The following is a 17653-nucleotide window of genomic DNA, read 5'->3' on the forward strand; positions in this document are numbered from 1 at the left end:
GAGCCCCGATGCCCCCTACTCCGACACCGCTCACGGTGTCACGCGCCCCCGAACACCACTCCCTGCGCCGGGCACGCCGCCGTGAGTCGATGACCGCCTGGGCGTGGATATCCCCCGCCGTGCTGATCGTCCTCGGCCTCAGCGTCGTCCCCGTGGTCTGGTCGCTGCTGCTCTCCTTCCAGGCCAACGACCTCGTCACGCCCAGCCGTTGGGTGGGCCTGGACAACTACCGGGCGCTCGCCGCCGACCCGCACTTCTCGCAGGCCGTGCGCAACACGCTGCTCTACACGGTGCTGTACGTGCCGCTCAGCCTCGCCGGGGGCCTCGCGCTGGCGCTCGCGCTCAACCGGCGGATCCGGCTGGTCGGCCTCTACCGCACGCTGGTCTTCGTGCCGTTCGTCGTCTCGGCCACGGCGCAGGGCGTGCTTTTCTCCTTCATCCTCGACCCCGAGTTCGGCGCCGCCAACTCGCTGCTGAGCAGGCTCGGCCTCTCCACGCAGGGCTTCCTCACCGACCCCGGACAGGCGCTGCTGGTCCTGGTCGCGATCACCCTGTGGAGCGGTACGGGCTTCTGCGTCGTCGTCTATCTCGCCGCGCTCCAGGACGTACCGGAGTCGCTGATCGAGGCGGCGCGGCTGGACGGCGCGGGGCGGCGGCATCTGCTGCGGCACGTGACGCTGCCGACGCTCACCCCGGTCACCGTGTTCCTCGTCCTGTGGCAGACGATCCAGTCGCTCCAGGTCTTCGACCTCGTCTACGTCACGACGAAGGGCGGGCCCCTCGGCTCGACCACGGTGATCGTCTACTTCATCTGGGAGCAGGCGTTCAAGAGCTTCACCGCCGGGTACGGGGCCGCGGCCGCGTACGTCCTGGCCGTGGCGCTGGGCCTGATCGGTGTGGTGATGCGGGTCGTACGCGCCCGCGCCGACCGTCGCGACAGCCGCCGCGCCGCGCTCCGTACGGAAGGAGCCGCACGATGACCACCCTGACCCCGACGCCGGCGCGGACCCCGGAGCGGACCGTACGGCCTCAGCCGACGGGCCGACGGCGCGGCGTACGGCTGCCGTTCAGCGGCTGGCATCTGCTGCTGGCGCCCCTGGCCCTGCTGTTCGCGCTGCCGCTGGTGTGGCTGCTGCTCAGCTCGGTGATGACCAACGCCGAGATCAACCGCTTCCCGCCCGCGCTCTGGCCCTCGGGCATCGACCTGGGCGGCTACCGGTACGTGCTGGGGAACGCGATGTTCCCGCGCTGGTTCGCCAACTCGCTGATCGTCTCGGCCGTCGCGGTCGCCTCGAACCTGCTCTTCGGCGCGCTGGGCGGCTACGCGTTCGCCCGGATGCGGTTCCGGGGCTCGCGGGCGCTGCTCGTACTGATGCTGGCGACGATGGCGGTGCCGTTCCAGCTCACGATGATCCCGACGTTCCTCGTGATGAAGCGGCTCGGGCTGATCGACACGCTGGGCGCGCTGATCGTGCCCTCGCTGGTCACGCCGTTCGCGGTCTTCCTGCTGCGGCAGTTCTTCCTCTCGCTGCCGCGCGAGCTGGAGGAGGCCGCCTGGATCGACGGCTGTTCGCGGCTGCGGGTGCTCCTCACGATCGTGCTGCCGCTGTCGCGCCCGGCGTTGAGCACGGTGGCCGTACTGACGTTCCTCACCACCTGGAACGACCTGACCTGGCCGCTGATCGCCATCAACCACGACACCCAGTACACGCTCCAGCTCGGCCTCACCACCTTCCAGGGCCAGCACCACACCCGCTGGTCCGCCGTGATGGCGGGGAACGTGATCACGGTGCTGCCGGTGCTGCTGGCGTTCCTCGGCGCCCAGAAGTCGTTCATCCGCTCCATCACCTCGACAGGCCTGAAGGGCTGACCCATGACGTACGACCTCGACCTGCTCGTCCTGGGCGACGCGAACCCCGACGTCGTCGTCGGGCCGCTGGACGGTCCGCTCGCCTTCGGACAGCGCGAACAGCTCGTCGGCTCCGGCGCGCTGACCCTCGGCGGCTCCGGCGCGATCATGGCGTGCGGCGCGGCACGGCTCGGGCTGCGCGTCGCGCTCGCCGCGCGCGTCGGCGACGACGAGGCGGGCCGCTTCGTCCGCGACGCGCTCGACGCGCGGGGCGTGGACACCTCGGCGCTGCGCGTCGATCCGGGGCTCGCGACGCCGCTGACGGTGATCGTCACGCGGCCGGGGAACGGTGACCGGGCGATCCTGACCAGCCCCGGCACCCTCGCCGCGACGAGCGGCGACGACGTGCCGCCCCGGCTGCTGACGGCGGCCCGGCACGTGCACGCGGCCTCGTACTTCCTGCTGCCGCTGCTCGCCCGTGCCCTGCCCGCGCTGTTCCGTACGGCCCGCGCGCACGGCGCCACGACCTCGCTCGACACGAACGACGACCCCGAGGGCCGCTGGGACCCCGAGGGGATCGCGGCGGTGCTCCCCGGCACGGACTTCCTGCTGCCGAACGCGGCCGAGGCGATGGCCCTGGCGGGCTCCCGTACGCCCGCCGATGCCGCGGCGGCGCTCGCGGGGCGCGGCCCCGTGACGGTCGTCAAGAACGGCGGAGACGGAGCCCTCGCCCACGACGGCCACGGCCTCCGGACCGTACGGGGCCCGTCCGTCACCCCCCGCGACACCGTCGGCGCGGGCGACAGCTTCGACGCCGGGTTCGTCGCCGCGACCCTCGCCGGACTCCCGCTCGCCGAGGCGCTCGAACTCGCCGCCGTCTGCGGCGCGCTGTCCACCCGCGCGCCCGGCGGCACCCCGGCCCAGCCCACCTGGGAGGAGGCCGTCGATCACACGGCCTCCCCCGCCACCACCACAGCCACCACCGAAGGAAAGAACGCGTGATGACCACGAACGACACCCCCAGGGCCGCCAAGCCCCCCAAGGTCACCTTCATCGGCGCGGGGAGCGTCGTCTTCACCCAGGGCCTGCTCGCCGACCTGTTCGCCTTCCCCGAGCTGCGGGACGCGCACATCGCGTTGCACGACATCGACCCCGAACGCCTGTCGACCGCCGAGGCCGCCGCCCGGCACATCGCGGACGTACGCGGCGCCACGCCCCGCGTCACCGCCCACGCCGACCGGCGTACGGCCCTGGACGGCGCCGACTTCGTCATCAACATCGTCCAGGTCGGCATGCGCGAGGCCACCCGCACCGACTTCGAGGTGCCCGCCCGCTTCGGGATACGCCAGACCATCGGCGACACCCTGGGCATCGGCGGCATCTTCCGCGCGCTGCGCACGTTCCCGCTGCTGCGAGCGCTGGGCGAGGACATGGCAGAGCTGTGCCCCGACGCGTGGCTGCTCAACTACACCAACCCGATGGCGATGAACGTCCAGTACCTCGCGCAGGCCACGGGCCTGCGCCGCGTCGTGGGCCTGTGCCACTCGGTGCACTGGACGATGAACGGCCTCGCGGAACTCGTCGGCGTCCCCTTCGAAGAGGTCACGTACCGCGCGGCGGGCGTCAACCACCAGGCGTGGGTCCTGGAGTTCGCACACGGCGGCACGAACCTCTACCCCGCGCTGGACGCGCTCATCGAGAAGGACGAGCAGCTGCGGCGCAGGACCCGCGTGGACATGTACCGCCGCCTCGGCTACTACCCGACGGAGACGAGCGAGCACTCCTCCGAGTACGTGCCGTGGTACCTGCACCACGACAGCGAGATCGAGCGTCTGCGCCTGCCGGTCGGCGCGTACCTGAACATCGTGGACGAGAACGTCGCCGAGTACGAGAGCACCCGCGACGCCCTCGCCGCCGGGCGGCCCCTTCAGGTCGAGGGGACGATGGAGTACGCGCCGCAGATCATCCACAGCGTCGTCACGGGCACCCCCCGCACGGTCTACGGCAACGTGCCGAACCATGGCCTGATCGACAATCTGCCGTCGGGCGGCACGGTCGAGGTCCCCTGCCTAGTCGACGCCTCCGGCATCCAGCCGACCCGTATCGGCGCCCTCCCGCCCCAACTGGCCGCCCTCAACCGTACGTACCTCAGCACGGTCGACCTGACGGTACGCGCGGCCGTCGAGGACGACCCTTTGCGGGTGCGCCAGGCCGCCATGACGGACCCGGCGACGGCCGCCGCCTTGCCGGTGGACCGCATCTGGTCCCTCTGCGACGCGATGGCATCCGCCCACGCCGACCGCCTCCAGCCGTCACTGAGGGAGCGCTTGGGCGCATAGAGCCAAGCCCTGCTCCTCCCTCCGCCCGGCGAAGCTTGGGAAGTCTGCGCAAGGCGCAGGGTTGGCAAGCGCAGCCCCCCACGCCGGGTGCCCCGCGCACAAGAGCCGCGCCCGGGGAGCCCCGGGCTGTACTTCGCGGGCCGCGCCCGCGTCGTGGCTGGGCGCGCAGTTCCCCGCGCCCCTGAGGGAAACGGGGCAAGCCCCGACGTGTCGTGACCACGCGGCGGAGACAGGGGCACGCCCCTCAATGCGTAACCGCGTCCAGGGACGGAGCGAGCAGGGCGAAGGACTGGTCCAGCAGAGCGGCGGGGGACTCTTCCCCGCCGCTCGCGCTCCAGCGGTGCAGCACCGTGTCGAAGGTGCTCAGCGCCATCCCGGCGGCCAGCCGGGGGTACAGGTCCTTCGAGGGGCTCAGCCCGAGGCGGGTCGCGAGCTCCGCCGTGAGGCCGTCGCTCCACTCCGCCTGCCGCTCCAGGAAGCGGGCCCGCAGCGCGGGCGTGCGGAGGATGAGCTGGACGACTCCCAGCGCCCGGTCGGAGTGGTCGGCGCAGGCGTCGAGGGGGACGCGGACGGCGTGGCGGAGGGCCGCCGACGGGCTCTCCTCCGCCGGGCGGTCCGCCAGCGCGGCACGGATGCCGTCGCCCATGTCGGCCAGGAACTGGACGACGACGTCCTCCTTGGACGCGAAGTAGCGGAAGAAGGTCCGCCGGGACACCCCGGCGGTGGCCACGATCTCGTCGATCGTGACCGCGTCGAACCCCTTCTCCGCCAGCAACCGCAGCGCCGCCTCGGTCAGTTCACCGGCGACGAGCTGCCGTTTGCGCTGGGCCATGGTCACTTCGGGACGGGGCGCTTCTGGGCGGGTGCTCACCCCACGATCGTACCCTCCATGCCCTACGTGGCACTCAGGATCGCATTGACACTGAGTGTCAATGGCGGCAAGGTGTGCCCCATGACGCGACAGCAGCGCTGGACGACGGCGCAGATTCCCGACCTGACCGAGCGGGTCTTCCTCGTGACCGGGGCGAGCAGCGGCCTCGGGCTCGCGACCGCGCGGGAGGTGGCGGCCCGGGGCGGCCATGTGATCCTCGCCGTGCGCGACGAGGCGAAGGGGCGCCGTGCGGCGGACGGGATCGCCGCCGCGCATCCGGGCGCGAGCCTGGAGGTGCGCCGTGTCGACCTCGCCGACCTCGACTCGGTCCGGGACCTCGCCGAGCGGGTGCGCGCCGCGCACCCCCGGCTCGACGTCCTGGTCAACAACGCCGGGATCATGGCGCCGCCCCGCACGCTCAGCCCGCAGGGCCACGAGCTGCAGTTCGCGGCGAACCATCTGGGCCACTTCGCGCTCACCGGGCTGCTGCTCGGCCCGCTGACCGCCGGGCGCGATCCCCGGGTGATCACGGTGACCTCGTTCAACCACCGCAAGGCCCGTATCGACTTCGACGACCTCGCCGCCGAGCGCGACTACCGGCCCATGCCGCGCTACGACCAGTCCAAGCTGGCGAACGCCGTCTTCGGGTACGCACTCCAGCGGCGGCTCACCGAGGCGGCCAGCCCCGTGCGCAGCCTGCTCGCGCACCCCGGCTACGCCACCACGGGACTCCAGACGGACGGCCCCGTCGGCCTGGTCTCGCTCCTCTTCGGCCGCCTGCTGAAGCCGTTCGCGCAGTCCGCCGAGGGCGGCGCGCTGCCCCAGCTGCACGCCGCGACGGCGGCAGGCGTCGAGGGCGGCGCCTGCTACGGGCCCGACGGAAAGGGCGAGATGCGCGGCGCCCCGAAGCGGGTGGAGCTGGGCGCCACCGCGACCGACCCGGAGACGGGACGCCGCCTGTGGGAGGTCTCCGAGCGGCTCACGGACGTACGGTTCGCGTTCCCGACGACGCACGGGACGGCCTCGCCGTGACCGTCCCGCCTTGATCCCTTCGGGGGACGGCGGGACCCTGGAACCCCGTCCCCCTCACGAACCCGGGAAGCACCATGCGAGCCACCCTGATCTACGGCGCGGGCGACATCCGCGTCGAGGACGTCCCCGACCCGAAGCCGCAGGCGCCCACCGACGCCGTCGTCCGCGTCGTCGCCGCGTGCGTCTGCGGCAGCGACCTGTGGCCGTACGCCAAGCGGCCCGCGACCGAGGAGGGCGGGCGCATCGGCCATGAGTTCCTCGGCGTCGTGGAGGAGACGGGGTCCGAGGTGCGCGGGGTGCGGGCCGGAGAGCTGGTGGTCGCCCCGTTCGTGTACGCCGACAACACCTGCGAGTTCTGCGCCGAAGGCCTGCACACCTCCTGCCTCAACGGCGGCGGCTGGGGCCACGGCGGCGTGGACGCCGGGCAGGGCGAGGCCGTGCGCGTCCCGTACGCGGACGGCACCCTGGTGAAGCTGCCCGTCGCCGAGGACTCGGCGCTGCTGCCGTCGCTGCTCACGCTCTCCGACGTGTTCCCCACCGGCCACCACTGCGCCGTCCGCGCCGGGGTCTCCGCGCGTACGGCCGTCACGGTGATCGGTGACGGCGCGGTCGGCCTCTGCGCGGTGCTGGCGGCGCGGCGGCTCGGCGCCGAGCAGATCGTGCTGATGGGACGGCACGCCGAACGCACCGCGCTGGGCCGCGACTTCGGCGCCACCGACGTCGTGCCCGAGCGCGGCGAGGAGGGCGTCGCACGGGTGCGCGAACTGACCGGCGGCTTCGGCACCCACGCGGTGCTGGAGTGCGTGGGCACCCTCCCCGCGCTGGAGACGGCGTTCGGTGTCGTACGGGACGGCGGCGCCGTCAGCCGCGTCGGCCTGCCGCAGTACGCGCAGGGGCCCGTCGGCCGCGACGTCTTCAGCCGCAACATCACCCTCACCGGCGGCGTCGCCCCGGCCCGCGCGTACATCGAGGAGCTGATGCCGGACATCCTCGACGGCACGGTCGAGCCGGGCCGCGTCTTCGACCGTACGGTCGGCCTGGAGGAGATCCCCGACGCCTACCGCGCCATGGCCGCGCGCGAGGCGCTCAAGGTGCTGGTACGGCCCTGAGCCGTGCCGTCTTGAGGCGCTCGACCGCGGCCGGGACGTCGCCGCCCGCGGTCAGGTCGCTGCCGACGCTCACCGCGAACGCCCCGGCCGCCAGCCAGTCCCCCGCGTTGGCCAGGGTCACCCCGCCGGTCGCCATGATCCGGGCGCCGGGGAGCACCGAGCGGAGGGTCCTGAGATAGGTGAGCCCGCCGACGTGGGCCGGGAACAGCTTGGCCACGCCGCGCTCGGCCGCCGCCCGTACCTCCGTCGGGCTGTGCGCGCCCTCGACGAACAGCCGCCCGGCGGCGTCCGCGACGGGCCGCACCTCCGGCACCTGGAAGGGGCTCACCAGGAAACGGGCGCCCGCGTCGAGCGCGGCCTCCGCGATCTCGGGCGAGGTCACGGTGCCGAGCCCGACGGCCGCGCCGGGCACCTCCGCCGTCCAGCGCGCGACGAGCTCCCGCCAGCCGGGAGTGGTGGCCGTGAACTCGAAGGTGGTCACCCCCGCGTCGTACAGCACCCGCGCGACCACGTCCGCCGCCTCCGCGTCCCCGGCCCGCACGGTGGGCACGATCCGCGCCTCGGCCAACGCGTCGAGCGCGACCTGAACGCCGAACGCGACACCAGCGCCGGGGCCGGGGGCGTTCCCAGGGTCGGGGGCGTCCCCAGGGCCGGGGGCGTCCTCAGCGGTCGGGTCGGGCGGGGTCATGCCGGGGACGCAATCTTCGTGAGGGCGTCCAGGACGTGGTCGGCGTCCGTGCCGGTCGCGCGGAGGACTATCTCGTCGCCGCGCCGTATGTTGAGGCCCATCACGGACAGCACGCTGCGCGCGGGCACCGGCTCCGCCTCGGTCCCCGCGTCGGCGCGGGCCACGGTCACCCGGGCCTCGGCGCCCGCCGCGGTCTGGGCGAAGGCCGCCGCGGGCCGGGCGTGGAGCCCGGCCTCCTCTGTCACCACGAGGCGTCGTTCCACCGTGCCAGTGCTCACTCGCTGTTCCTTCCGTTCGTCGTGTCGTCGTCACCGGCGGCCGCGCCGCCGAGCAGCTCCGTGAGCCGGTGCGCGAGGTGTTCCTCCTCCTCCGCGCTCAGCGCGCGCGGGTCCACGGCCAGCCGCCCCGCGGCGGCGTGGTGGTCGCGGAGGAAGACCGGCCGCGTGCCCGCGGCGAGTTCGACCGCCAGCCCCGCCGCGTCCCGTCCCGCGCGCTCCGGGTCCACGGTCAGCTCGGCGCGGAAGATCTCCCGCCCGGCCTCGTCCCGCACCACCCGCGCGCTCAGCCCGCGGAGCGCGCCGAGGCGCCCGGCGAGGCGTTCCATCCGCGCCCGCGCGCCGCCATCCGCGCCCGCGCCCGCATCCTCGTCCTCGTCCCCGGACGCCGCCGCCCCGGCACCGTACTCGCGTACGGCCTGCGCCAGTCCCAGCAGGGTCTCCTTGCCGACCTTCATCGGCCGCCCGATGCCCGTGTACTGGGCGCGGACCGCCGCGATCAGCGGCGCGGGGCCGCAGACGAAGCCGGAGGTGGGGCCGCCGATCGCCTTGCCGCCGCTGTAGACGACGAGGTCGGCGCCGGTGGCGGGCCACTTGCGCAGGTCCTCCTCCGCCGCCGCGTCGACGATCACGGGGACGCCGTGCGCCCGCCCGACCGCGACGGTCTCGGCGAGGGAGACCGCGCCCTTCTGCACCGCGTGGTGCGACTGGACGTACAGGAGCGCGGCCGTACGGGCGCCGATCGCGCCCTCCAGATGCGCGGCCCGCACCTTGTTGACGGCGCCCGCCTCGACCGGCGTACCGCCGCCGAGGGCGATCATCTGGGCCACGGGGGCACCGAAGTTGACGGCGTGGCCCTTGGGCAGGACCACCTCGCAGGGGCGGTCGCCGGGGTCGGGCAGCCGTTCGATCCGGGCCGGGTCCGCGCCCGCGACGAGCGCGGCGACCGCGAGCGCGACGCCGGACGCGGCGCCGGTGGTGGGGCAGGCGTCCTCCGTGCCCGCGGCGGCGGCGAGTTCGTGGCCGACGGCGGTCATCAGCTCGTCCATCACCACGTGGTCGCGGGCGGCCGCGCCCATCGCCGCGATGGTGGCCGCGCTGAGCCTGCTGCCGCCGAGGGCGGTCATCTTGCCGTTGGCGTTGACGGCGGGGTGGACGCCGAGGGCGTGGTAGTCGAGGGGGCGGTCGCTCATACGTTCCTTAGCGTCGTGGACTTCACTGTCGTGGACCTCGCTGTCGTGGACCTCGCTGTCGTGGGCCTCACTTGTGTGGGATCGGGAAGAAGAGGCCGAAGAGCATGGCGCCGAGGATCGCGCCGCCCGTCAGCGGCTTCTGCCACTTGTAGAAGAGCGCCGCGCCGAGCGTGGAGCCGAGCCCGACGGGGAGCGAGGCGGTGGCGGCGGCGATGATGACGAGGGGCCCGAGGTAGCGGCCCGCCGAGTTGCCCGCGCCCATCATCACGTCGGCGCCGAACGTGGAGGTGTTGCCCGCCGAGTTCACGGTGGCCCGGCGGATGGCGAGGATGAGGCAGCCGATCAGCGCTCCGAGGACCGCGCCCGTGGGCACCGCGAGCCAGAAGTGCTCCAGCGGCGCGGTGATACCGGCGGCCAGCAGCATCGCGGGGACGCCGATGCCGACGCCCGTCTGGAGCGAGCCGCCGATGTCGAGGATGCCGACCATCGGCCCCTCGATGACGCGGGCGAAGAGGAAGCCCGCGCCGAAGGCCGCGGCGGCGCCGTAACTCCCGCTGTCCATCCCGGCCTTGAGCATCGCCGTCACGGCCACGTCGCTGAACGTGCCCGTGCGGTAGACGTAGTAGAGGTGCGTACCGGCGAAGATCCCCGCGGCGAGCGAGGCGACGAAGAGGGGGAACGCCCATTCGGAGAGCCAGAAGCTGCCCTCCCCCGGCACCTTGGAGTGCGAGTCCGAGCCCGAGTCCGGGTCCGAGCCCGAGTCCGAACCAGTGTCCGCTGTCGCGTGCGTCATGGAACCGTCCCGTCCTCAGTCCGTGGGTTTCGTGCCGGTGGAGTCGTGCACCTGCTGCAGCCAGTCGGGCACCTGGACCTTCATCTGCTGGAGCAGCGTGAGGTCGACGCCGCGCAGGAAGGCGCTGGCGGTGAAGAGCGTGATCACCGCTCCGGCCAGCACCCGCGTCATCCGCGTCCAGCCCAGGTCGTCCACGGCCTTGCCGACGACGATGCCGAGCACGATGCCGGGCACGGCGTTGCCCATCACCACGTGCGCGAGGCCGCCGAGCACCGTGCCCCAGCCACCCGTACGGCGCCCGGCATCGACGGCGGCCATCCAGAAGACGATCGGCATCACCGGGTTGATCAGCCACTCCGACGCGGGCCCGAGGACCTTGGCCGCGACCTCCTGGAGCGAGGACGGGATGGACGCCGCCGTGGTGTTGAGCACGGAGACCAGCACGACGCCGACCCCGGCGCCGAAGAAGGCCATCCGGCGCGGGTTGTGCAGCGTCTCGGCGAGGTTCCGGTTCTTCGCCATGGAGAGCGCGGCGGCCCAGTGCGGGACGATGCGGTGGTCCACGTCGGAGGTCAGCGCGCCGGTTCCGACGGCGCTGGCCCAGGCGTTGAAGAAGAAGCCGAGGCCGAAGGAGAAGTGCGCGACGGGGTCGTTCTCGCAGGCGTTCAGCTCGCCGAGCGTACGGAAGGCGCCCATGCCCTGCACCTTGGGCGCGTGGAACATCCGGGCCACGCCCGCCGAGGCGCCGAAGCCGATCAGCGCGCCGATGACGATGGACTCCAGGAGGATGGTGAGGGTCTCGTTCATCGGCGTCTCACCTCATGTGCAGCGCGTGCTGCAGCGGTGTCAGCCGCTCCTCGCGCACGGTGAAGTCGACGGCCGCCAGATCGATCGAGGCGACCTCCACCTCGATCCGCAGGGTCAGCTCGAACCGCCTGCGTTCGCGCGGGAAGAGCAGCCCGAGGAACCGTTCCGTCCAGCGGTGCTCGACGGCCGACTCGACGGCGAGGTCGACGGGTTCGACGCGGTAGCAGGTCCCGTCGGCCTGCTTGCCGACCCGCTGCTGGACCTGGCGCATCGCGGTGGCGAACGCCTTCTCGCGGGTGGGGCCCGAGCCGGTGATCCGCAGGGTGAGCCGCTCGTGCTTCATGACGACTCGCCTCCCCGCCCCTGCCCTTCCAGCTTCTTCAGCAGGGCCTCGGCCACCTTGAAGCCCAGCTCCTCGCTGTCGAGGAAGCCGAAACCGAGGACGGTGCGGCCCTGTTCCACGGCGGTCACCCCGGCCTGCGCCGAGCGCATGCCGAACTCGATCTCGTGCCCGTACTTCGCCTTCGCCGTCACCGCGCCCGCGCCGCCGCTCCCGCAGAACGAGATGCCCAGCGCCGCGCCCTCGGCGGCCATCACGTCGCCGACCTTCATGTCGGCCCCGGGGCCGGGGATCAGCACGGGCTCGGCGCCCGCCGCGCGTATGCCGTCGGCGACCGCCTGGCCCTTGCCGAGACGGTGCCCGATCACGATCTTCACTGCCATGGTCTCGCTCTCCTCTTCCTCGTGCTCGTCCTCGTGCTCGTGCTCGTCCTCATGGGGTGGTCTCTCCTGCCGGGCCGTCTCGAAGTGCAGGGCGAGCAGCAGGACTTCCGTGCCGGGCGCGGTCCAGCCACGCGGTGCGGTGTAGCGCTCGATCAGGTCCCGTACGCGCGCGAACCGCTCCGGCGGCACCTCCGCGTACAGCTCGGGGGCCAGCTCGTCGAGCCGCTCGCCCTCGCGCACCCGCCGTACGAAGGCGAGGGCGTGGACGGCGACGGCCAGCCGGCGGGTGTCGTCGAGGGCCAGGCCCTCGTCTGCGGCGTACCGCTCGGTCAGCGCGAGCAGTTCGGCCAGGTCGTCCCGGTCCTCACCGCTCAACGGCCCGGCGGCGTCGGCCAGCCGTGCGATCAGGGGTGTATCGGTAGGGCTGTCGGTGGGGGTATCGGTGGGGGTGTCGCTCATGCGCGGCCTTTCACGCGGAACGGTTCTGGTCGGGGAGGCGCAGGGGCGGCGTGCCCGCGCGGACGACGGCGCGCGGGACGAGCGCCCGCCCCGCCGTGCGCCGTTCGCCCTCGGCATCGGTGAGTTCGACGGGCTCCTCGCGCAGCTCCAGCAGGCTCAGGTCGGCGGGCGCGCCGACGCGCAGCGTGCCCAGCCCCAGCTCGCCCCGGAGCCCGAGCACGTCGGCCGCCCTGTCCGTGGCGCAGGCCAGCACCTCGCTCAGCGGCATGCCGAGGGCGAGCAGCTTGGTGAGGGTGGTGGCGAGCGAGTGCACGGGCCCGTCGGCGTTCCGCTGGTGCAGATCGGTGCTCGCGGTGTACGGGCGTACGCCCGCGTCGAGCGCGCGTTCGGCCGTACGGAAGGAGAAGCTGGCGCTGCCGTGGCCGACGTCGAGCCGTACGCCCCGGTCGAGCGCGTCCCGCGCCCGCGCGATCGGTCGGGTCCCTCCGGCGAACAGCCCGCCGGGCTTGCCGTGGAAGGCGTGGGTCACCACGTCGCCCTCGCCGAGGAGTTCGAGCACGTCGCCGAAGGGCGGCGGCTCGTTGCCGACGTGCACCATGACGGGCACGCGACGCCCCAGCTCATCGCCGAGCCGCGCGGTCAGCTCCTTGGCGGCGCGCAGCGGCGCCAGCCCGCTCCCGCCGAGGACCGAGCCGCTCATCCGGACCTTGACGCCGCGCACGGTGTCGCGGTGCCGGGAGAGGACGCGCGCGGTGGCGTCGGGGTCGAGTGCGGCGGGCCCGTCCGCGAGTTCGCGGGTGCCCTGGACGAGGCCGTGGCGGGAGATGTTGAGCCAGTTCAGCACCCGCGTACGGGCGTGGGGCGTGACGTGCGCGGCGAAGTGCGCCCAGTCGTCGCTGCCGCAGCTCCCCGCGTCCACGACGGTCGGCACGCCCTGCCGGATCCCGGCGTCGTCGGCCGCGAGGCCCAGTCCGGTGCGCCCGTCGTAGACGTGGGTGTGCAGGTCGATGAGGCCCGGCGCGACGAGGAGTCCCGTCGCGTCGAACGACCGTACGCCGCCCGCCCCTTGGGAGCCCTCGGCTTCCGCGAGACCGCCGGGCCCGGTGACGCGGGCGATGCGTCCGTCCCGTACGCCGAGGTCGCCCGGGGCGGGTTCGCCGCGCTCCGGGGCGGCCGGATCGGTCAGCAGGCCGCCGGAGATCACCAGATCAAGCCGTTCCGGGGACGGATTCGCCTCGGGGTCGCGCACAGCCATGGACGGTCGCCTTTCGGGGGCGTGAGATGAGCCTGAGATGAGAGCGCACCACCGCCCGTACGACGCCGACCGTTCCGTAGAGTAGATTGGCGTTCCGTAGAGCGGATTGGTGGCAAGCTAACCCCGTGCCGTACGGAGGGTCAATGGATCGCGAGAAGTCGGTGAACTCTGCAGCTAAAACGCTCCGCGTGCTGCACGCCGTCGCCCGGCAGGAGTCCCCGCGCCGCCTCGGAGAGGTCGCCGAACAGGCGGGTGTGCCCAAGGCCAGCACCCACCGGATCCTCAGCACACTGATCGCGGAGGGGTACGCGATCGCCGACGGGGAGGGGCGCTACGGCATCGGACCCCAGCTGCGCACCCTCGCCGCGCAGGTGCTCGCCGACGACGCGGTCGGCATCGACGCCGTGCTGCGCGCCCTTCAGCAGCGCCTCGGCCAGACCGTTCACCTGGCCGTCCTCAGCGGCGACTACGCGACCTACACCCACAAGGTCGACCCCGGTCACGCGTACCGCATCGCCACCGAGGTCGGCATGCCCCTCCCCCTCCACGCGAGCGCGGCGGGCAAGGTCCTCCTCGCCCACCTCCCGGAGAAGGAGTGCGCCGCGCTCCTCGACAGCGCCGGGCTCCCGGCCCGTACGCCGCGCACGGTCACGGACCGCCGCAGACTGCGCGGCGAGCTGAACACGGTCCGCAAGGAGGGCTACGCGACGGAGTACGAGGAGGCCGACGAGGCCGTCTGCTCCCTCGCCGCGCCGGTCCTCGACGGCGACGGCTACCCCATGGGCGCGGTCTCCGTCTCCTCCCTCACCTTCCTCGTCACCGAGGACCAGCTCCACGAGTTCGCCCCGGCGGTCCGCCAGGCGGCGGAGGAGGTCTCACGACGGCTGTGACCTGGGCCGGGCCAGGGCCCGGACCCTGCGGGCCGGTCAGTCGATGAAATAGCCCCAGAAGACGCCGACCTCGGCCGGGGAGGCGACGATCACGCCGAGGTCCATGACGTACTCGTGGGCCTCCGGAAGCGCGAAGCCGGAGACGGCCAGACCGCCGCCGAGATCGCCGGGACCGGGTTCCGGTTCGCCGGGCTCGCTCAGGTCCATCGCGTTGGTGGCGTACTCCGCTTCGGGTCCGAAGCGGGCCAGCACGGTACGCGCCGCCGCGACGACCGCTGCCGCACGGCCCGGCGTCCCGTACTCCGTCCCGTACCCCGGCGCATACCCCGGCGCCTCCCAGGGACGGTGCGCGAGCTCGACGGCCTGCCGGACCAGGAGCCGGGTCGCGCCCTCGTACGTGACCAGCTCCAGGTCCCGGTCGAGGTCCGCCACGGTCAGGGGCCGGAGCGGGAAGGACCGGTGCTTCGGCGTACGGTCCACGGCGTGGACATCCACCGTCCGCCAGCCGCGCGGCTCGGACGTCCGGCGCTCCAGGACGGGGAGGACGTCTGCCGTCCAGTCCTCGTGCCGCCGGGGCCCTACGGCCGCGAGGAACGGGCTCAGTACGTCCAGCGCCCCGGCCCACGCGAGGGCCCCGGGCGCGCTCCGGGAGCCCCTCCGGGGGTCTGGCCTGGGCATACGGCACCCTAACCCCGTCGGGGGCGACCTCTTAAGGTGGACGGTGCAGACGTACAGACGTACGGACGGTGCGCCCCGCGCCGCCCGGGGAAAGGACCACCTTGAACACGCCTCCGCACGGGCCCTACGCCCCCGATCCGCACTCGCCCTACGGTCAGGAGCTCCGGCAGCGCCTGCGCGCGCAGGGCGAGGAGGGCGACGAGGCCGGGGAGAGGGCCGCCGGTCCGGAGAACGGGAACAGGGTCACGCGCGCCGCCGAGTCCGTCTTCGCGGAACTGGAGAACGCGGCGGACGCCTTCACCGGCAAGACGCAGCCCCCTCCGCACGGCCAGGCACCAGCCCAGGCACCCGGACAGGCCCCAGGACAGGCACCGGGACCGCATCCCCCACATCCCCCGCACACCCGGCTCGCCTCCACGAGCGAGGACTTCTTCGAGCGCCTGGACAGGGGCGTACGGGAGATCGCCGCGAGCACCGAACGCGCCACCGAGGGCCGCCGCGGCTTCACCCTGCGCCGCCGCGACCGCCGGAGCTGATCGGAAACCCCTTGCGCGTACCGGGCGCCCACCCATATCCTGCAACGTTTTGCACCGCGTGGGCCGCCCCGCACGGGGGGTGTGGAGCGTCCCCGCGGTGCAGAACACAGAACCGAGGCAGTCGAGGCGGCTGAGTCCGAGCGGAAGGAGGTGGGCCATGCGGATCTGGATCTAGCCGCCCGCCCGGAGAGTCCGGGATCACGGGCGGCGGGTTCCGGAAGGAACGAGATGTCCCGCACGGACAACACGAAGCCTCTGTGGGTCCGCTCCCGCGACCACGACCCCCGGCCCGTCCACGACCACCGCTTCGGCCCCTGTGATCTGCCCCCGCGCCCGACGCGCGAGGCCACGGGGACGCGCTGCCAGTGGGACGACCCGTCGTGGATGCTGTTCAGCCGCATCTGCTGCTCGGGCTGCAACAAACGCTCCTGCGTCAAGGAGTGGCAGGACATGGTCAGGACCGAGAAGCGCAGGGACCGCCACGAGGCCCGCCGCGCGGCCCACGAGGCCGCACGCCGCTTCGCCAGGGGCCTGGAGGACGAGGACTGACAGAGGGCCCCATGGCAGACGCCGCCCTGCTGGCCGCGTACGACGCGCAGGTGCGGGGCCATGTGCCGCGACGACCGCCCGTGGGCGCCGTCATCGAGCGCGACGGCCCGCTCGTACGCACGCACTACTGCACCCACGCGACCGTGAGCCGTCTCCCGCAGCCGTCCGACGACGAGAACGCGCTCGTCGGCCGTCTGCAGGAGGCGTGCGCCGGGCGGCGCGAGCCCGTCACCTGGCGGGTGTACGGGCACGATCCGGCGCCGTGGGAACGGGCGTTGCGCGACGCCGGGTTCACGGCCGCCGGACCGGAGCGCACACTGCTGGTCGCCCGCCTCGACGACGTCGCCACCGCAACGGGTTCCGGGCGCGCCGTACCCGCGAAGGGCCTGCGGGTACGGCGCCTCGGCCACAGCGACCACCGGCGCCGGGAGTTGGAGCGGCTGACGGAGGGGTCGGGTTCCGACGCGTACGCGCGCGGGCTGGGCGCCCTCCTCGCGGACCACGGCGACATGGTGAGCTGGGGCCTGAACGTCCAGCTCCTGGAATCGGAGACGCGGCTCGTGGGCGCGGGCTGGGCGGAGCCCGTGGGACACACGGAGTTCGTGGCCGTACGCGGAATGACCGGCCCGCACCCGGAGTTCCTGCCGCCCTGGCTGCGCTGGGCCCGGACGCGGTGGGCGCTCGGGACAGGACCCGGCCCGGCGCCCGAGCGACGCTACGTCACCGCCGAGGCACCGCCTGGGCCAGTCCTCGACGCACTGCTGGGCTGCGGGTTCCACGCGGTGTCCACGGTGCGCGATCACGAGTGGCGGCCCCCGGGCCCGCCGCCGCACGCGACGCGGCCGGTGACGATGCTGCTCTCGGACCCCGAACACGACGGGCTGTGCGAGGAGTTCGAGAACCGCTTCGCGTTCCGGCCCGGGCGCGACTCCTGCCCCGCCGTCGAGGAGCCACCGCACTCGGTCACCTGGCACGTCGGCACGCCCGACCGGAGCGAACAGTCCGAGCGCGTACGACGAACCGTCCAGGAGATCGTCGAGCGCGCCGCACGCGCCGTGACGCCTCCCGGCGAACAGCTCTACGCGCTCTCCTGGTGGCACCAGGGCTACCGCTTCGACCCGGCGCGTGTGGGCGGAACGGGACGTCCCGGGTGGCCGCGGTCCTTCTGCGGCGACGACGACTATCTTCTGCTGCTCACCTCCGATCTGCGGATGGGCACGTTCTGGCACCCCTGGGAGGAATCGCTCTGCGTCTTCGGCCCCGCGCTCCTGGCAGGAACGGAGACCGCGCTCACCGAAGCACTCGGCACGGTGATGCGCCGCGGCGGGCGCAACGTAGGGAATGTGTGGACGTACGAGTCGCGGGCGTATGAGTCACATGCGTACAGGCCATGAGCGTGTGGGTGCTGGGCGTGTGGGTGGCGTGTGGGCCATGAGCGTGTGGGTCATGGACGTGAGCGGCACACGCAAGTGACCGTATCCCGGGGTGCGGGGGCCGGACATCGTCCGCGGGGCTGTCATCCCAGGGGCTGAGGCGGGGGCCGTTCGCGCGGTCCCCTCCCCCTGCGGGCCGAGGCGGAGGGCTCTGACTCTGGGGCGATGTGCGGG

Annotated in this window: 20 protein-coding genes; 10 read left to right on the top strand and 10 right to left on the bottom strand. The window is 73.4% G+C overall.

Annotation, left to right across the window (positions count from 1 at the left end):
* Positions 1–8 precede the first annotated feature (8 nt).
* The 4 genes from ACGF3A_RS35585 to ACGF3A_RS35600 are packed head-to-tail and all read left to right on the top strand — an operon-like array spanning position 9 to position 4188.
* Positions 9–980 (top strand): carbohydrate ABC transporter permease, encoded by a 972-nt coding sequence (locus ACGF3A_RS35585; protein ID WP_393734598.1) that lies wholly within the window; start codon positions 9–11, stop codon positions 978–980.
* Positions 977–1870, top strand: coding sequence for a carbohydrate ABC transporter permease (locus ACGF3A_RS35590; protein WP_393734599.1), 894 nt, complete (start codon positions 977–979; stop codon positions 1868–1870). Before ACGF3A_RS35585 ends, ACGF3A_RS35590 begins: the two co-directional genes overlap by 4 nt.
* Positions 1871–1873: 3 nt before the next feature.
* Complete coding sequence (locus ACGF3A_RS35595) at positions 1874–2851, top strand: carbohydrate kinase family protein (protein ID WP_393734600.1); 978 nt, start codon at positions 1874–1876, stop codon at positions 2849–2851.
* Positions 2851–4188, top strand: a complete 1338-nt coding sequence (locus ACGF3A_RS35600) for an alpha-glucosidase/alpha-galactosidase (RefSeq protein WP_393734601.1) — start codon at positions 2851–2853, stop codon at positions 4186–4188. The genes ACGF3A_RS35595 and ACGF3A_RS35600 overlap by 1 nt, the downstream gene beginning before the upstream one ends.
* A gap of 244 nt (positions 4189–4432) precedes the next feature.
* Here ACGF3A_RS35600 and ACGF3A_RS35605 read toward each other — a convergent pair whose 3' ends face one another.
* Entirely contained in the window at positions 4433–5020 is a 588-nt protein-coding gene (locus ACGF3A_RS35605; protein WP_393734677.1) for a TetR family transcriptional regulator, read from the bottom strand.
* Between the two features lie 120 nt (positions 5021–5140).
* On the opposite strand from ACGF3A_RS35605, the gene ACGF3A_RS35610 reads away from it, so the two are divergent.
* A complete protein-coding gene (locus tag ACGF3A_RS35610; RefSeq protein WP_393734602.1) occupies positions 5141–6091 on the top strand; it encodes an oxidoreductase in 951 nt (316 codons plus the stop codon).
* A 74-nt stretch (positions 6092–6165) separates the two neighbouring features.
* Positions 6166–7200: a zinc-binding dehydrogenase gene (locus ACGF3A_RS35615; protein ID WP_393734603.1), complete on the top strand. Its 1035-nt coding sequence runs from the start codon at positions 6166–6168 to the stop codon at positions 7198–7200.
* Here the strand turns inward: ACGF3A_RS35615 and ACGF3A_RS35620 are convergent.
* The 8 genes from ACGF3A_RS35620 to ACGF3A_RS35655 form a co-directional block, all read right to left on the bottom strand.
* Entirely contained in the window at positions 7178–7888 is a 711-nt protein-coding gene (locus ACGF3A_RS35620; RefSeq protein WP_393734604.1) for a bifunctional 4-hydroxy-2-oxoglutarate aldolase/2-dehydro-3-deoxy-phosphogluconate aldolase, read from the bottom strand. The genes ACGF3A_RS35615 and ACGF3A_RS35620 overlap by 23 nt on opposite strands.
* Positions 7885–8166, bottom strand: coding sequence for an HPr family phosphocarrier protein (locus ACGF3A_RS35625; RefSeq protein ID WP_393734605.1), 282 nt, complete (start codon positions 8164–8166; stop codon positions 7885–7887). Before ACGF3A_RS35625 ends, ACGF3A_RS35620 begins: the two co-directional genes overlap by 4 nt.
* Positions 8163–9356, bottom strand: coding sequence for a DgaE family pyridoxal phosphate-dependent ammonia lyase (locus tag ACGF3A_RS35630; RefSeq protein WP_393734606.1), 1194 nt, complete (start codon positions 9354–9356; stop codon positions 8163–8165). Before ACGF3A_RS35630 ends, ACGF3A_RS35625 begins: the two co-directional genes overlap by 4 nt.
* A 67-nt stretch (positions 9357–9423) precedes the next feature.
* Complete coding sequence (locus tag ACGF3A_RS35635) at positions 9424–10149, bottom strand: DUF4310 family protein (protein ID WP_393734607.1); 726 nt, start codon at positions 10147–10149, stop codon at positions 9424–9426.
* A 15-nt stretch (positions 10150–10164) separates the two neighbouring features.
* Positions 10165–10956, bottom strand: a complete 792-nt coding sequence (locus ACGF3A_RS35640; protein WP_393734608.1) for a DUF4311 domain-containing protein — start codon at positions 10954–10956, stop codon at positions 10165–10167.
* 7 nt (positions 10957–10963) lie between these two features.
* Complete coding sequence (locus ACGF3A_RS35645) at positions 10964–11299, bottom strand: DUF4312 family protein (protein ID WP_393734609.1); 336 nt, start codon at positions 11297–11299, stop codon at positions 10964–10966.
* A complete protein-coding gene (locus tag ACGF3A_RS35650; protein ID WP_393734610.1) occupies positions 11296–12138 on the bottom strand; it encodes an SFCGS family glycine-rich protein in 843 nt (280 codons plus the stop codon). The genes ACGF3A_RS35645 and ACGF3A_RS35650 overlap by 4 nt, the downstream gene beginning before the upstream one ends.
* 10 nt (positions 12139–12148) lie before the next feature.
* On the bottom strand, positions 12149–13393 hold the full coding sequence (locus ACGF3A_RS35655) for an amidohydrolase/deacetylase family metallohydrolase (protein ID WP_393734611.1): 1245 nt from the start codon (positions 13391–13393) through the stop codon (positions 12149–12151).
* A gap of 143 nt (positions 13394–13536) precedes the next feature.
* Between ACGF3A_RS35655 and ACGF3A_RS35660 the strand changes: the two genes are divergently transcribed.
* Positions 13537–14283 carry an IclR family transcriptional regulator gene (locus ACGF3A_RS35660; protein ID WP_393734612.1) on the top strand — a complete coding sequence of 249 codons (747 nt, stop codon included), beginning with the start codon at positions 13537–13539 and terminating at the stop codon, positions 14281–14283.
* 36 nt (positions 14284–14319) lie between these two features.
* Here the strand turns inward: ACGF3A_RS35660 and ACGF3A_RS35665 are convergent, their stop codons facing one another.
* Positions 14320–14961 (bottom strand): hypothetical protein, encoded by a 642-nt coding sequence (locus ACGF3A_RS35665; protein ID WP_393734613.1) that lies wholly within the window; start codon positions 14959–14961, stop codon positions 14320–14322.
* Between the two features lie 101 nt (positions 14962–15062).
* Here ACGF3A_RS35665 and ACGF3A_RS35670 point away from each other — a divergent pair, with 101 nt between their 5' ends.
* The 3 genes from ACGF3A_RS35670 to ACGF3A_RS35680 all read left to right on the top strand — a co-directional run bounded on the left by ACGF3A_RS35670 (position 15063) and on the right by ACGF3A_RS35680 (position 17440).
* The gene (locus ACGF3A_RS35670; RefSeq protein ID WP_393734614.1) at positions 15063–15497 is read left to right on the top strand and encodes a hypothetical protein; all 435 of its coding nucleotides are present in this window, start codon (positions 15063–15065) and stop codon (positions 15495–15497) included.
* Between the two features lie 228 nt (positions 15498–15725).
* Complete coding sequence (locus ACGF3A_RS35675) at positions 15726–16046, top strand: hypothetical protein (RefSeq protein WP_393734615.1); 321 nt, start codon at positions 15726–15728, stop codon at positions 16044–16046.
* An 11-nt stretch (positions 16047–16057) separates the two neighbouring features.
* Positions 16058–17440 (top strand): DUF2716 domain-containing protein, encoded by a 1383-nt coding sequence (locus ACGF3A_RS35680; protein ID WP_393734616.1) that lies wholly within the window; start codon positions 16058–16060, stop codon positions 17438–17440.
* The last annotated feature ends 213 nt before the right edge of the window (positions 17441–17653 follow it).

The organism is Streptomyces sp. NPDC048172 (genome assembly GCF_043202595.1).
Taxonomy (GTDB): domain Bacteria; phylum Actinomycetota; class Actinomycetes; order Streptomycetales; family Streptomycetaceae; genus Streptomyces.

Excerpts from the sequence above, each read along its gene's own strand:
- ACGF3A_RS35585 (WP_393734598.1), top strand. The coding sequence starts at position 9 with ATGCCCCCTACTCCGACACCGCTCACGGTGTCACGCGCCCCCGAACAC.
- ACGF3A_RS35590 (WP_393734599.1), top strand. The coding sequence starts at position 977 with ATGACCACCCTGACCCCGACGCCGGCGCGGACCCCGGAGCGGACCGTA.
- ACGF3A_RS35595 (WP_393734600.1), top strand. The coding sequence starts at position 1,874 with ATGACGTACGACCTCGACCTGCTCGTCCTGGGCGACGCGAACCCCGAC.
- ACGF3A_RS35600 (WP_393734601.1), top strand. The coding sequence starts at position 2,851 with ATGACCACGAACGACACCCCCAGGGCCGCCAAGCCCCCCAAGGTCACC.
- ACGF3A_RS35605 (WP_393734677.1), bottom strand. The coding sequence starts at position 5,020 with ATGGCCCAGCGCAAACGGCAGCTCGTCGCCGGTGAACTGACCGAGGCG.
- ACGF3A_RS35610 (WP_393734602.1), top strand. The coding sequence starts at position 5,141 with ATGACGCGACAGCAGCGCTGGACGACGGCGCAGATTCCCGACCTGACC.
- ACGF3A_RS35615 (WP_393734603.1), top strand. The coding sequence starts at position 6,166 with ATGCGAGCCACCCTGATCTACGGCGCGGGCGACATCCGCGTCGAGGAC.
- ACGF3A_RS35620 (WP_393734604.1), bottom strand. The coding sequence starts at position 7,888 with ATGACCCCGCCCGACCCGACCGCTGAGGACGCCCCCGGCCCTGGGGAC.
- ACGF3A_RS35630 (WP_393734606.1), bottom strand. The coding sequence starts at position 9,356 with ATGAGCGACCGCCCCCTCGACTACCACGCCCTCGGCGTCCACCCCGCC.
- ACGF3A_RS35635 (WP_393734607.1), bottom strand. The coding sequence starts at position 10,149 with ATGACGCACGCGACAGCGGACACTGGTTCGGACTCGGGCTCGGACCCG.
- ACGF3A_RS35640 (WP_393734608.1), bottom strand. The coding sequence starts at position 10,956 with ATGAACGAGACCCTCACCATCCTCCTGGAGTCCATCGTCATCGGCGCG.
- ACGF3A_RS35645 (WP_393734609.1), bottom strand. The coding sequence starts at position 11,299 with ATGAAGCACGAGCGGCTCACCCTGCGGATCACCGGCTCGGGCCCCACC.
- ACGF3A_RS35650 (WP_393734610.1), bottom strand. The coding sequence starts at position 12,138 with ATGAGCGACACCCCCACCGATACCCCCACCGACAGCCCTACCGATACA.
- ACGF3A_RS35655 (WP_393734611.1), bottom strand. The coding sequence starts at position 13,393 with ATGGCTGTGCGCGACCCCGAGGCGAATCCGTCCCCGGAACGGCTTGAT.
- ACGF3A_RS35660 (WP_393734612.1), top strand. The coding sequence starts at position 13,537 with ATGGATCGCGAGAAGTCGGTGAACTCTGCAGCTAAAACGCTCCGCGTG.
- ACGF3A_RS35665 (WP_393734613.1), bottom strand. The coding sequence starts at position 14,961 with ATGCCCAGGCCAGACCCCCGGAGGGGCTCCCGGAGCGCGCCCGGGGCC.
- ACGF3A_RS35675 (WP_393734615.1), top strand. The coding sequence starts at position 15,726 with ATGTCCCGCACGGACAACACGAAGCCTCTGTGGGTCCGCTCCCGCGAC.
- ACGF3A_RS35680 (WP_393734616.1), top strand. The coding sequence starts at position 16,058 with ATGGCAGACGCCGCCCTGCTGGCCGCGTACGACGCGCAGGTGCGGGGC.